This window comes from Lysobacter sp. A289, from assembly GCF_054072675.1.
Genome location: NZ_JBSVRN010000002.1, coordinates 283,740 through 296,765 on the forward strand (window position 1 = coordinate 283,740; position 13,026 = coordinate 296,765).

8 protein-coding genes and 1 tRNA gene are annotated in these 13,026 nt (G+C 61.7%); 5 read left to right on the plus strand and 4 right to left on the minus strand.

All coding sequences use genetic code 11. The annotated features are described in order from the left end of the window. Positions 1-2: 2 nt before the first annotated feature. From ACW5DN_RS13475 to ACW5DN_RS13495, 5 genes are read left to right on the plus strand one after another with little or no spacing between them, the layout of a single operon-like run. Complete coding sequence (locus tag ACW5DN_RS13475; protein ID WP_456963326.1) at positions 3-1,604, plus strand: N-6 DNA methylase; 1,602 nt, start codon at positions 3-5, stop codon at positions 1,602-1,604. After that, positions 1,594-2,910 (plus strand): restriction endonuclease subunit S, encoded by a 1,317-nt coding sequence (locus tag ACW5DN_RS13480; protein ID WP_456963327.1) that lies wholly within the window; start codon positions 1,594-1,596, stop codon positions 2,908-2,910. The genes ACW5DN_RS13475 and ACW5DN_RS13480 overlap by 11 nt, the downstream gene beginning before the upstream one ends. Next, complete coding sequence (locus ACW5DN_RS13485; RefSeq protein WP_456963328.1) at positions 2,907-3,185, plus strand: hypothetical protein; 279 nt, start codon at positions 2,907-2,909, stop codon at positions 3,183-3,185. Before ACW5DN_RS13480 ends, ACW5DN_RS13485 begins: the two co-directional genes overlap by 4 nt. Next, positions 3,182-5,476, plus strand: coding sequence for an AAA family ATPase (locus ACW5DN_RS13490; RefSeq protein WP_456963329.1), 2,295 nt, complete (start codon positions 3,182-3,184; stop codon positions 5,474-5,476). The genes ACW5DN_RS13485 and ACW5DN_RS13490 overlap by 4 nt, the downstream gene beginning before the upstream one ends. Continuing rightward, positions 5,473-6,732 (plus strand): McrC family protein, encoded by a 1,260-nt coding sequence (locus ACW5DN_RS13495; protein ID WP_456963330.1) that lies wholly within the window; start codon positions 5,473-5,475, stop codon positions 6,730-6,732. Before ACW5DN_RS13490 ends, ACW5DN_RS13495 begins: the two co-directional genes overlap by 4 nt. A gap of 1,200 nt (positions 6,733-7,932) precedes the next feature. Here the strand turns inward: ACW5DN_RS13495 and ACW5DN_RS13500 are convergent. The 4 genes from ACW5DN_RS13500 to ACW5DN_RS13515 all read right to left on the minus strand — a co-directional run bounded on the left by ACW5DN_RS13500 (position 7,933) and on the right by ACW5DN_RS13515 (position 12,808). Beyond that, entirely contained in the window at positions 7,933-8,346 is a 414-nt protein-coding gene (locus ACW5DN_RS13500; protein ID WP_456963331.1) for a PIN-like domain-containing protein, read from the minus strand. Further along, on the minus strand, positions 8,343-9,041 hold the full coding sequence (locus ACW5DN_RS13505) for a DUF433 domain-containing protein (protein ID WP_456963332.1): 699 nt from the start codon (positions 9,039-9,041) through the stop codon (positions 8,343-8,345). Before ACW5DN_RS13505 ends, ACW5DN_RS13500 begins: the two co-directional genes overlap by 4 nt. 162 nt (positions 9,042-9,203) lie before the next feature. Next, the gene (locus ACW5DN_RS13510; RefSeq protein WP_456963333.1) at positions 9,204-12,332 is read right to left on the minus strand and encodes a type I restriction endonuclease subunit R; all 3,129 of its coding nucleotides are present in this window, start codon (positions 12,330-12,332) and stop codon (positions 9,204-9,206) included. Between the two features lie 399 nt (positions 12,333-12,731). Next, a tRNA-Met gene (locus ACW5DN_RS13515) sits at positions 12,732-12,808 on the minus strand. Positions 12,809-13,026 lie beyond the last annotated feature (218 nt).

Consider the following 13,026-nt stretch of genomic DNA (forward strand, 5'->3'; position numbering starts at 1 on the left):
AAATGACCAACGACGAATTCAAGCGCACCCTCTGGGAGGCGGCCGACAAGCTGCGTGGCTCCGTGGCCGCGGCGACCTACAAGTACCCGGTGCTCGGCCTGGTGTTCCTGAAGTACGTGTCGGACATGTTCGATGCTCAGGGTCGGGTGATCGCAAAGCGGCTGGCCGACCCAAAGTCCGAGTACTACATTCCCGACGCCGACAGCCGCGACGAGATCGCCGCGCAGTTCGCGCAGGACAAGACCTTCTACGACACTGACAACGTGTTCTGGGTGCCGCCGAAAGCGCACTTCAGCACGCTGTTGGGTCAGGCTGCCGCACCGGACCTGGCCCAACGCCTGGACAAGGCGCTGGGAGAGATCGAAGCCGAGAACCCCAGCCTGAAGGGCGTGCTTTACCGCGAGTTTTCCCGCCTGGAGCTTGAGCCGGGCAAGCTCGGCGAGCTGATGCAGCTGCTGGCCAAGCTCAGTTTCGACCCCGAGCTCCACGGCAGCCGCGACGTCTTCGGCGAGGTGTACGAATACTTCCTCGGCCAGTTCGCAATGAAGGAGGGCGCACGTGCCGGCGAGTTCTACACGCCCAAGAGCGTGGTCAACCTGCTGGTGGAGATCCTCGCCCCGTTCAAGGGCACCATCTACGACCCGGCCTGCGGCTCGGGTGGCATGTTCGTGCAGTCGGCCAGGTTCAAGGATGCCCATGCGGCGAAGCTGAAGAAGAAGGGCGATCTGGCGATCCACGGCCAGGAGCTGATGGCCGCCACCCGCCGACTGGCGCTGATGAACCTCGCCGTGCATGGCCTGCATGGCGACCTGGGCGCCACCTACGGCGACACCTTCAACAACGACCAGCACAAGACCCTGCGCGCCGACTACGTGCTGGCCAACCCGCCGTTCAACATATCCGACTGGGGCGGCGACAAGCTCACCGACGACCCGCGCTGGGTGTTCGGCATCCCGCCCAAGGGCAATGCCAATTTCGCCTGGTTGCAGCACATGCTGGCGCGCCTGTCATCGCGTGGCCGCGCCGGCATTGTGCTGGCCAATGGTTCCATGAGCTCGCAGCAGTCCGGCGAAGGCGACATCCGCCGTGGCATGGTGCAGGGCGACGTGGTCGAGTGCATGGTCGCGCTGCCGGGGCAGCTGTTTTCCAATACCCAGATTCCGGCCTGCCTTTGGTTCCTGAGTCGTGACAAGGGCGCGGGGCAGGGCGGCAGCGTCGACCGCAAGGGTCAGATACTTTTCATCGACGCCCGCAAGGCGGCGAGTGGGCGTATCAGCCGCACGCAAATCGAGTTCACCGACGAGGATCTGCAGCGCATCGCGCAGGCGTATCACCGGTGGCGTGGGACGGAGTTCAGCGATGGCGGGGAGTACGCCGACGAGCCGGGGTTGTGCTTCAGCGCCTCGCTGGAAGACGTGGAAAAGCATGGATTTGTGCTCACGCCCGGTCGCTATGTCGGTGCGCAGGTGGAAGAGGACGATGACGAGGTATTCAACGAAAAGATGGAGCGGCTGACCGCGCAGTTGGCCGAGCAGATAGCGAAGGGATCGGAATTGGACGGGGTGATCCGCGGGAGATTGGGGGCCTTGGGCTATGGGATCTGAATGGAGCTTTGTTTCTCTATCTGAGCTCACCACGACCCCGGTGACGTACGGTGTTGTGCAGCCGGGCCAAAATGTTCTAGACGGTGTACCACTGATTCGGGTCAACAACTTTCAGGACAACGTGCTCAATCTTCGAGAAGTGCTGCGGATCTCGCGAGACATCGACGCAAAGTATCAGCGGACTCGTGTCCAGCACGGCGACGTACTCGTGACCATCGTTGGTTCGGTTGGGCAGGTGGCGATCGTTCCGCCAGCGTTAGATGGCTGGAACATTGCTCGTGCTGTCGCGATGATCAGACCCAAGTCACTGGATATGTCGCGCTGGATCTCGTTAGTCCTGAGATCTCCCGTGGCTCAGCATCAGCTGGGGATGGCTGCGAACACAACGGTGCAGACCACCATCAATTTGAAAGATCTTCGGTTGTTGCAGGTTCCGATGCCGGGAAAGCCAATACGGGACGGGATCTGCGAAATTCTCGGAGCACTCGACGACCGCATCGACAACCTGCGTCAAACCAATGCCACCCTCGAAGCTATCGCCCAAGCCCTGTTCAAGTCGTGGTTCGTGAACTTCGAACCCGTCCGCGCCAAGACTGAAGACCGCGAGCCCGAGGGCATGGATGTCGCCACCGCCGCGCTGTTTCCGTATGCGCTGGTGGATTCTGAGCTCGGCTCCATCCCGGAAGGCTGGAAAGTTGCGCAAATCGGGGAGTTGGTCGATTGCCTTGGTGGCGGGACTCCCAGCACCAGGAACGAGGGCTTCTGGGAAGGCGGTGAGCACCACTGGGCGACGCCCAAGGACCTTTCTGGCTTGAGTGCGCCTGTTCTTTCGAGCACCGCGCGCAAAGCGACGGATGCGGGTATCGCCCGGATCAGCAGTGGCCTGCTGCCAGCGGGCACGCTGCTGATGTCCTCTCGAGCACCTATCGGCTATCTCGCGATCGCGGCAATGCCGACAGCGATCAATCAGGGGTTCATCGCAATTCCACCAGGGGGAGCTTTGCCGCCTGCTTATCTCCTGTTCTGGGCCAAGGCCAACATGGATCTGATCAAGCAAAAGGCCAACGGCTCAACGTTCATGGAAATCAGCAAGCGCGCGTTTCGCCCGATCCAGGTGCTGCTGCCGCCGCCGGAAGTCCTGGCGGCTTTCATGGCTGTTGTCAGCCCGATCCTCGATCGCATCAAAACGAACGAAGGGCATGGCGCAGAGCTGGCAGAACTCCGCGACACCCTCCTCCCCCGCCTGATCTCCGGCAAGCTCCGCCTGCCTGAGGCCGAGCGCGCAATCGACGCCGCCACCGCATGAGCTACGCCTGCCCAATATGTGCGACTTCGCTGGAGCCGCAGCCCCGCTATCCGCGCTACGTCTGCCAGGCCTGCGCCAGCCGCGCCCGCTCCGCCGAAGGCCGCCCCCTCACCTTCGCGAACGAAGGATTCGACGGTGGGTATGTCGCCACCTATGCCGACACCGACGAGCCCTACGACAGCCACGACTGCTGGATCGACGGCGTCGCATGCCGCGCAGACGGAGCCCGGTTCGGCGGAATCGTCATTGAAGTCTCGGACGGGAGCGCACCGTGAGTGACGTGGAAGTGGAAGCTGGTGCAAAGACGCAATGGGAGCAGGTGATTGAGGCTGTTTCCGCACTTGGGGGCAGGGCGACGCGATACGAGGTTTGGGAGTACCTGAAGAAGTCCCAGCCGGACATTTCCTTCAGCTCCATTACCGCCAACCTTCTCAGCGCGTCGGTCAACTCGCCTGCGCGGACATCCCATCACACCGGCAAGGTCCCGCGGCGGACGGATGTGGGGAACAGGTACGACCGTCTCTACAAGGTAGGCGTTGGAGAGGGAACCCACTTTGTTCCCTACGATCCCGAGGTGCACGGGGTGTGGGAGATATTTCCTGATCCCGACGCAACCAGTACTCACAAGAACTCCATACGCCTCGTTGAGTACGGCCGGTTCAATGCCGATGCGGCCATTTCGTATCTGAAGCAGCGCTACCCTTCTACCTATTCCGGTACGTCCCATGTCGCGGCATTCAAGACGCCCGCTGGACGTCAGCTCGCTTTGGACCCAAAAATCAAGAAGGGCGCCCGCGTCTTCGTCGATGCCAGGCCTCCCGGCGTGGATGAAGACCAGGTCAAGGAGTACCCGCCCGACGAGACCAGAAACCACCACTTGGATCAGCACGCGCCCGCTCTGGGAAGGGGAAAGCCAGCTTTCCTCATCCTTCTGGGTTCTCTTCGGGAACTTGAGGGGCTGTGCGACTGGTACGAAGGCGCTGCAGAGTCGCCAACCGAGTCCTCAATCAAAGCCGAAGGAAAATCTGAATCAATGTCTGGTCCAATCAACCGCATCCTTTACGGCCCGCCGGGCACCGGCAAGACCTACCACACCGTCAACGAGGCGCTGGAGCTGCTGGACCCGGAGTTCAAGCAGGCGCACGAGGATGATCGCGGCGCGCTAAAGGCCCGCTTCGATGAGCTGGCTGCCGCGCAGCGGATCCGGTTCGTCACCTTCCACCAGAGCTTCAGCTACGAGGACTTTGTGGAGGGCATCCGCGCCGACAGCGAGGATGGGGAGCTGCAATACCGGGTGGAGCCCGGGGTGTTCCGCGAAATCTGCGAAGCCGCCCGTAGCCGGGCGGTGGCGGATGCCGATGACGGAATCGATGTTTCCGGCCGCCGGATCTGGAAGATCTCGCTTGGCGATGCCAGTACGGAAGGCCACGTATTCGACGAGTGCATGAAGGAAGGAATCGCGCTGCTCGGCTTTGGCTTTGGCGCGGATTTCTCGGGTGTGGATTCGCGCGAGGCGATCCTGCATCGCATACAGCAGGCCAACGACGAGGTCGGGGCCGGGGACTATGCGGTCACCGCGCTCAACACGTTCATCCGCAAGGTGCGGATCGGCGATCTGCTGGTAGTGACGCATGGCAACCTCGCTTTCCGCGCCATCGGCGAGGTCACTGGCGAGTACTTCCATCGGGAGCAGGAGGAGGGCGAGCACTATGTGCAAACGCGACCGGTGCGCTGGCTGCGCAAGTACGCGCCGCCGCGGCCGTACGGCGACCTGATGGAGAATCGCTTCAGCCAGATGACGATCTATGAACTCCGGCCAGGGTCAATCAGCCTGGAGCGGCTGGCCGACCTGCTGGCGCCAGGGCGCGTTGACGCAGGTGAGCCGGAGGCGCGCGTCCTGATCATCGATGAGATCAACCGCGGCAATGTGTCGCGGATCTTCGGCGAGCTGATCACGCTGATCGAGCCGTCCAAGCGTGAAGGTGCCGAGGAAGTGCTGAGAGTGACGCTGCCATATTCGAAGGAGCCCTTCAGCGTGCCGCGCAATGTGCACATCATCGGTACGATGAACACCGCCGATCGGTCGCTGGCCGGGCTGGACGTTGCGCTGCGCCGCCGCTTCGAGTTCCGCGAGATGATGCCGGACACCGCCACATTGGCGGGCGCGGCAGTTGCAGGGATTGCGGTGGACCGGATGCTGGAGACCATGAACCAGCGGATCGAGGTGCTGCTGGGCCGTGACTTCATGATCGGCCATGCGTACTTCATGGGTCTGAGAGCTTCCGGCGGACTGGATGATCTGGCCCGGATCTTCCGCAGGCAGGTGATTCCGCTGCTGCAGGAGTACTTCTTCGAAGACTGGGAGAAGATTTCCCTGGTTCTCAACGATCACCGCAAGGCGCCGGAGCATCGGTTCGTGCGCGAGCGTACCGCTGGGCTGGAGGCCTTGTTCGGTGCCGAGATGGACGTGCCGCGTAATGGCAGCCGCTGGGAGCTAAGTGTCGGTGCCTTTGAAAAGCCCGAGGCCTACAGCGGCATCATCGAAGTAGCACCCGCACCGCCGTGAACCTGGTCACCGTCCGCGAGCACGCGCGCCTTGCCGTTGGCCCCGTGGCCGCAGGCAGCCTGGACGAGGCCAGCCTCTCGGAGTCGGCCTTCGACTGGCTGTGCGCCGAAGCCCAGCGGCATCGTTTGGGCGGGGCGCCGCTGGTCGAGGTCGGTGGGCGGCGCTGGCTGCGCGTGGACAACTACGTGGGCGTGCTGGAGTCGCCCTGCGGCACCCGGATCGAGATACTGCCCAAGCACGTGGACGGTGAAACCGACGTCGCCACGGCGCGCCGGGTGCTGGTCAACATGCTGCGGCACGGCTTGCGCCTTCCGGTCAGGGATGTCGGGCCCACGGGGCTGCAGACGTTCGACGCGCCGGTAAGCGAATGGATCATCCAGCAGTTCCTGCTGGAGCTTGACCATCTGGTCCGGCGTGGCCTGCGATTCGATTACGTGGCGGTCGAGGAGGAACTGCGCTACCTGCGCGGACGCCTGCGGGTTGGCGCGCAGCTGCGCCAGCCGCCGGGTCGCCAACACTTGTTCCAGGTGGAGCACCAAGTCTTCAGCCCGGACCGGCCGGAGAACCGGCTGATCGCGTCGGCCCTGTTGAAGGTGGCGAAGGCCACGCGCGATCCGGGCAGTTGGCGGCTGGCGCATGAGCTCGAACACCAGCTGGTCGAGCTTGAGCGCAGCCGCGACATTGCGGCGGATCTACGACGCTGGAGCAGCGACCGGCTGATGGCCCATTACAGCGACATCAAGCCGTGGTGCGAACTGATCTTGGGCGATCGCAATCCGCTCTCCGCGCTGGGGGAGTGGCGGGGGCGCAGCCTGCTGTTCCCGATGGAGCGGGTATTCGAGCGATATGTCGAGGCGCGCCTGCGAGCCTTGCTCCCACGCGGCGCGGTGCTCCGCTCCCAAGTGGCGAGCCAGTGGCTGTGCCGTACCGAAGAGCGTGAGATGTTCAACCTCCGGCCGGACTTCCTGATCGAGTGCGCCGGACAGAAGTACGTGGTGGACGCCAAGTGGAAGCTGCTCGATGCCACCGATCCCGCCAACAACTACGGCTTGTCCCAAGGCGACTTCTACCAGTTGTTCGCCTACGGGCACCGCTACTTGGGCGGGGAGGGGCGTATGGCGCTGGTGCATCCCCGTACGCCCAGCTTGGGCTCGGCCCTGCCCCGGTTTCAATTTGATGAGCGGTTGAGCCTGGATGTGTTGCCATTGGATCTCGAAACAGGCGTTATCGCCTTGGCGCGTTTGTATGGCGAGTAATGAACAGGGTGCGGTGCTCACCTTTTTGCCGAGAGAAAGGCTCCAGGCCGCCGCCCGGAGAGAGCGACCGTGCGTGTGGCGGGCTGCGATTGAACTTCCTGACCCCATCGTCGAGCGACGGCTATTGCTTGCGCGGCAGGTGGAAGCCCTGACACAGCTTCGTGACGGGCTGCTTCCGCATCTGACCTCTGGCCGCCTCCGTCTCCCCGAAGCCGAGGCTGCCGTCGACGAGCCGTTTGCATGAAGGCTACAACAACGTCATGCAGGAAATCTTGAGTTCTAATTTCACTATGGTGGAGCGCTGTTTAAAGTGAGAAAAGATCTGATTCATCACTACACAAGCGTTGCCGCCTTAGCCGCAATTTTACGTCATAGGACGATTCGATTTGGAAGGCTTGATACTTTAGATGACACGCAAGAGGCACAGAGGCTTGGGGGATTCGACTTCGGAGGAATGTTATTTGCAAGCTGCTGGGTCGAAAAAGACGACGAGGATATAGCTCAATGGGCCATGTACGGGGATGCGATGAGGGGAGTTCGAATATCGCTTCCAAGGCAGCCATTTGCGCAGGTTCCACGGCTTTCTGATCCAGCGTCTATGCTCCATACTCGGGGGCAGGGATACACTCTGACGCCAGATCTTATCGACGATGATGCAGATTTCCTCAGTCGAGTGATCTACGTTGATGATGTCGCTGTTGAGTATGCGGCTCGGGTTGAAATTACTAGCCCCGATGGGTTCCGAATTAAAGGGCGGCCCACAGCGTTGGCAACATTAAAGAGTCGACGATGGTCATTTCAGCAGGAAGTGCGATTTATTCTGCATGCGATGCCTGGTCCCTCCTCGTGGGCGAGCGATGCAGAGTGGGCGATGAAGTTCCATGAGATGACTAAATCTGGGGAGTGGGGTGCCTTCGGACCAAGCCTTCGCTTTATTGACAGAGACCTTGCGCTAGATGCTTTAGGTCAGGGGGAAGTCGTCCTTGGCCCTCTCGCAGACGATTCAAGCCGATTCATTGTGGAATCGCTGATCGCAACTTTGGCGCCTAACCTGAGGTTACGCCGAAGTGATTTAACCGGACTCATTCGGCATCGGTAGACGATGGTGGCTATCTTATTGCGAAGAGCATGCGCGCTCTGGCTACTGGCCACGTGCACAAAACTGGGGCGGCTGCGAGTATGGCGACATGCGCGATGCGCTCACCTGGTGATGCGTATCTGCTGGAACTTGCCTTTGCCTACGATGCGCCAAGGTACGCGGAATACAGCGGGCGGGACCATCGACTCAGCGTGCGCGACGACCCGCGGCCACCACTGTATCAAGCGTGCTGCCTTCTCGAACGCAGGCTGTGAGGCCCAACCCCTGTCCAACACGAACACGATCAAGCCCGCTGACGCGATGGCGTCTCGCTCAACTTGGCGGCGGTTGTGGTGGTCTTGTGTGATGTGAATTTGAACCTTCGCGCTCACGCAGGCAGCGAACAGCTCCACATCCGGAGTACCGCGTGGCACCAGATCATTCACATGAATCACTTCGTGGTCGTCGGCTTGGGCGAGACAGTGAAGTGCGCCGGCTAAGGCGCGCGACAAATTCTCGTCAAGCTGCGCCTTCAAGCAGCGACAACCTTTGCCTCAAATTCGAGAGCTCTGCGCACCGCCGAAAGCGGGATCTCGTAAAGCTTGGCAACACGCTTTTCGTTCCCGCCTTCCGCGCTTACGGCATCCACAATTGCGATGGTCGGAATGTCGTACTCAGCCAAGATAGGTTGGCCAAACTTGCGGGCAGGATCAAACACAACTGACTTGGACCCACGCAGAGGGAACCAGCGCATCGCTTCGCCCTGCATGTCGAGTTCCACACCTTCGCGTAGCGACGGACCAATGACCTTTTGAATTACGTTCTGACGCTTCACGATGTCCACCAGCGACTCATCGCCGGTTTCCTCGATAACCTCCATGAAGATGCGGCGACCGTCCGTTTTGAACTTCTTGCAGGTGAATGGGTATGGCGAAGCAAACTCGTCACGCGCTTCTTCCAGAGTCCGCCGAATCACCTGCAACGGAACGCCCTCGTTGCGAAATGCACGGACGAAACGAAGTTCAATTAGGTCCTTGAAGCCCAAGCCCTCAATGCCTGTCTCGGACAACTGAGTGGGCCAAAGCGGCGGCGAGAGCTTACGCTCACCGCTGGGGCTCTTATGGATATAGCCAAGGGTCCAGCGTCGAAGCTGGCTGGACCTCGCGCCGATGAAACGTGCAGCATCAGCATACGAGTAGACGCCTACTCCAAAGGTTGTCTGTGCTTGCATCGGGATGCCCATATGGTCAGTGTACGGGACGTCGTTAGCGAGAGGCTAGCTGGTGGCTTAGTAGCATGCAGGAGCGGTATCGCAAGGGTTGAGACCAAGCTCTGTCATGGGCGGCCAATCTCATCTCTCGGGTCCTAAGCAGCGGTACGACGGCGCAGAGCGCTACGAAGCCCACGAATCCGCCAACAACTCCGCTTGCGCAATCACCTTTGCAATCGCCTCGGGCTGTTTATCCGGCGGATACTTGTGCGTCGCCAGCAGCACTTTGACCATCGCCACCATGCGTGCTCGCGAATCCTTCCGGTTCTGCCAGTTGATCGTCGCTGACTTGCGCAGCTTGTCGGTCAGCTCCTGGGCCAGTGCGCGGAGGGTGGGGTGGCCGAGCTCCCGCACGGCAGATGCGTTCTCCGCCAGTGCCTGGTAGAAGGCGAACTCCTCCTCGCTCATTCCATCCGGCGGGCGGGTCTCGTTGATCTCCTTGGCCAGCCGGATCAGCTCCTCGATCACCTCGACCGTGGTCAGGCCGCGGTTCTGATAGCGGTTGATCGCATCTTCCAGCCGGGTGGCGAATTCCTTGCCCTGCAACGCGTTCTTCTGGCCGCGTGAGCGGATCTGATCCGCCAGCAGTCGCTCCAGAAGTTCGGCGGCAAGGTTCTTCGTCGGCATCTCGCGGATCTGGGCAAGGAACCGCTCGTCGAGCAGGCTGATGTCGGGCTTGTCGAGCCCCAACGTGCTGTAGAGGTCGTTCACACCATCCACCAGCACGCCCTTGGCCACGAGCTGGCGCAGTGCGGCCTCTTTCTCCACCCGCGACCTGCCGCTCGCCGATCGGGTCAGCTTGATCAGGCTCACGCGCACCGCTTGGAAGATGGCGATCTCTTCGCGTACAGCCATTGCATCGGGCCGGGTTCCGGCCAGGGCCTGTGCCTTGGTCAGCTTGGCGACCTGGTCGAGGTAGGCGCGTACGCCGCGGTTGCGTCCCTTGTCGTCGGCTTCGGGATCCAGCTTCAGAATGTGCTCCATTGCCGGCGCCAGCAGCGTCAACGCCCGCTTCGGATCCTCGAATCCGCCGTAGTCGAACCCTGCAAAGAACTCCTTGCGGATGACGTCCATCGTATCCAGCAGGATTTCCAGCGCCGCGCCGGAGGTATCCACAGGCTCGCGTTCCGCGCCGCTGTCGCGGGTGTATTGGCGGATCGCCTTCTTCAATTCCTCGCCGATGCCGATGTAATCCACCACCAGCCCGCCGGGCTTGTCCTTCCAGATGCGGTTGGTGCGGGCAATCGCCTGCATCAGGCCGTGGCCCTGCATGGGCTTGTCCACATACAGCGTGTGCACAGGCGGGGCGTCGAAGCCGGTCAGCCACATGTCGCGCACGATCACCAGCTCCAGCGGCACTTCACCGGGTTTCAGGTCATCCGGTGCCTGCTTGAAGCGCTTCTCCAGCAGCTTGCGGTCGGCCTTGTCGGTGCGGTGGGGCTGGAAGTGCGGTGGATCGGCCGAGGTGCCGGTCATCACCACCTTGAGCCGCCCGGTGTTGATGTCGTCCGAATCCCAGTCCGGCCGCAGCTTCACCAGCTCGCTATACAGGCGCACCGCGGCCTCGCGCGAGACCGCAACGATCATGGCCTTGCCGGCCACCGACTCCTTGCGCGCCTCCCAGTGCTTCACCAGATCTTCGGCCAGGGTTGCCATCCGGCCATCGGCCATGGCCAGCGCCTCCAGCCGGGTATAGCGACTGGCCGTGCGGCCTTGCTCGGCTTCGTCTTCATCGTCGGTGGCGTCGAGGAACTCATCCATTAGCGCCTGCTTCTCGGCCTCGTTGAAGCGCAGCTCGATGATCCGCGACTCATAACTGACCGGCACCACCGCCTCGTCTTCCTGGGCGGCAATCATGTCGTAGACGTCGACGTAGGTCCCGAACACTGCCTCGGTGTCGCGGTCGTCCAGGCTGACCGGCGTGCCGGTCATGCCCAGGTAGATGGCGTTGGGCAGGGCGTCCCGCATGTACTTGGCCAAGCCGTACTTGGTCTGGCCGGTCTTTGTATCCATGTCGGCGCGGAAGCCGTACTGGGTCCGGTGCGCCTCATCGGCGATCACCACCACGTTGTCGCGCTCGCACAGGACCGGCACCGTGGTCTGGCCAGATTCGGGCGCAAACTTGTTGATGGTGGTGAAGAACACGCCGCCGGCCTGCACTTGGGACAGCATCCGGCGCAGGTCCTCGCGGCTGTCGGCCTGCACGGGCGTGGCGCGAAGCGACCAGGCGCTATCGGAGAAGGTCTCGTAGAGCTGGCCGTCGAGATCGTTGCGATCCGTGACCATCACCACAGTCGGGTTCCGGAACTCTGGTCGGTCACGTAGCGCCATCACGTAGAAGAGCGCCAGCAGCGACTTACCCGAGCCCTGGGTAAACCAGATCACGCCGCCCTTGCCGTCCTTGCGTTGCGTGAGTGCTTCCACTGCACGCTCTACTGCCTTCTTCACGCCGCGGTACTGGTGCCACTGGGCGATGATCTTGAAGCCGGCGCCGCCGTCCGCTCCGCCGTAGGCAACGAAGCCCCGGAAGAAGTCCATCAGCGTTGCAGGCTTCAGCAGACCGCGCATCAGCACTTCCAGCTCAAGCTGCTCCTTGCCGACCTTTTTGCCATCCAGCAGTCGCCAGCGCGAGTAGCGTGACAGTTCGGCGCTAAGCGAACCGTAGCGGGCGACCGTGCCGTCGGAGACCACGTTGAGCAGGTTGAACCAGAACAGCTGTGGGATCTCGGCCTTGTAGTTCTGGATTTGGTTCCAGGCGGCCTCGTGGTCCGCGTTGAGGTCGGCCGGATTCTTCAGCTCGATCACCACCAAGGGTAGACCGTTGACGAACAGCACGATGTCCGGCCGCCGCAGCTTTGCGCCCTGCACGGTGAACTGGCGGACCGCGAGCAGGTCGTTGTCGCCATCGAAGTCGATCACGGGCACCCGCAGGACTTCCCGTCGACCATCGAGCGCGGTGCGCTCAAGGGGCACGCCGTTGCGCAGCCAGTCATAGATTTCGCGGTTGCCGTCAACCAGTGACTGGTGGCCGTAGCCGGCGACTTTGGAGACCACGGCGTCCACCTCGGACCCGGAAAGCGTGGGGTTGAGCCGTGCCACGGCCTCTTGAAGGCACGGAGTCAGTACCACCTCCGACCAGCGCTCACGTGCTGCCAGCTCGCCACCGGGTGCGACCGTCTCGCCCTCCAAGACCATCCAACCAACGTTGGCCAGCCAGTCCAGGCAGCCGTCTTCGAGATGGTTCTCTTTCATACCCGGTGTGGCTCCAGCTTGCCCCTGGGGCCAGTATGCCGCTGAACGATTGTTTGCGTTGGTGGGCGACCACAGCCTTCGTCGATAGTGAAGGCCTCAGGTCATCGAGCCTCGCAAGCTTGCTCGGACTTGGGAGTGAGGTAGTACCTGGTCGTGGACCGCTTCGGGAGCGTGCTTGAATTCGAGTGCTGGGGTCGTTTTTGCGCATTCGCTCAGGCCTGTGACACATGGACCTGTCACAGAAACTGTCACAGACGATTCCGGCAGCTTTTGGGGGAGGCCGAGGTTGCCTCTTCCGGGGGTGACGCTCTACCTCGGTGTGACAGTCGTTCTGTCACAAAAAAGCCCGCGTCGATGGCGGGCTATTGTCGTGTAAGGCATTGTTTCTGCTTCGAAATCTGGTGGCTATGGGTGGAATCGAACCACCGACCTCGGGATTATGAGTCTCGCGCTCTAACCGTCTGAGCTACATAGCCGATTGCTTAAATTTTACTACCTATGACCCCAGCCTTATGAGTCTCGCGCTCTAACCGTCTGAGCTACATAGCCGATTGCTTAAATTTTACTACCTATGACCCCAGCCTTATGAGTGCTGTGCTCTAACCGGCTGAGCTACATAGCCGCGCGGAGAACCGGGAATTCTTCCTGATTCCGGCCCGCGTGTCAATTGCCGCAACCGTGCGTTGCGCCCATG

Excerpts from the sequence above, each read along its gene's own strand:
- ACW5DN_RS13480 (WP_456963327.1), top strand. The coding sequence starts at position 1,594 with ATGGGATCTGAATGGAGCTTTGTTTCTCTATCTGAGCTCACCACGACC.
- ACW5DN_RS13475 (WP_456963326.1), top strand. The coding sequence starts at position 3 with ATGACCAACGACGAATTCAAGCGCACCCTCTGGGAGGCGGCCGACAAG.
- ACW5DN_RS13510 (WP_456963333.1), bottom strand. The coding sequence starts at position 12,332 with ATGAAAGAGAACCATCTCGAAGACGGCTGCCTGGACTGGCTGGCCAAC.
- ACW5DN_RS13485 (WP_456963328.1), top strand. The coding sequence starts at position 2,907 with ATGAGCTACGCCTGCCCAATATGTGCGACTTCGCTGGAGCCGCAGCCC.
- ACW5DN_RS13505 (WP_456963332.1), bottom strand. The coding sequence starts at position 9,041 with ATGCAAGCACAGACAACCTTTGGAGTAGGCGTCTACTCGTATGCTGAT.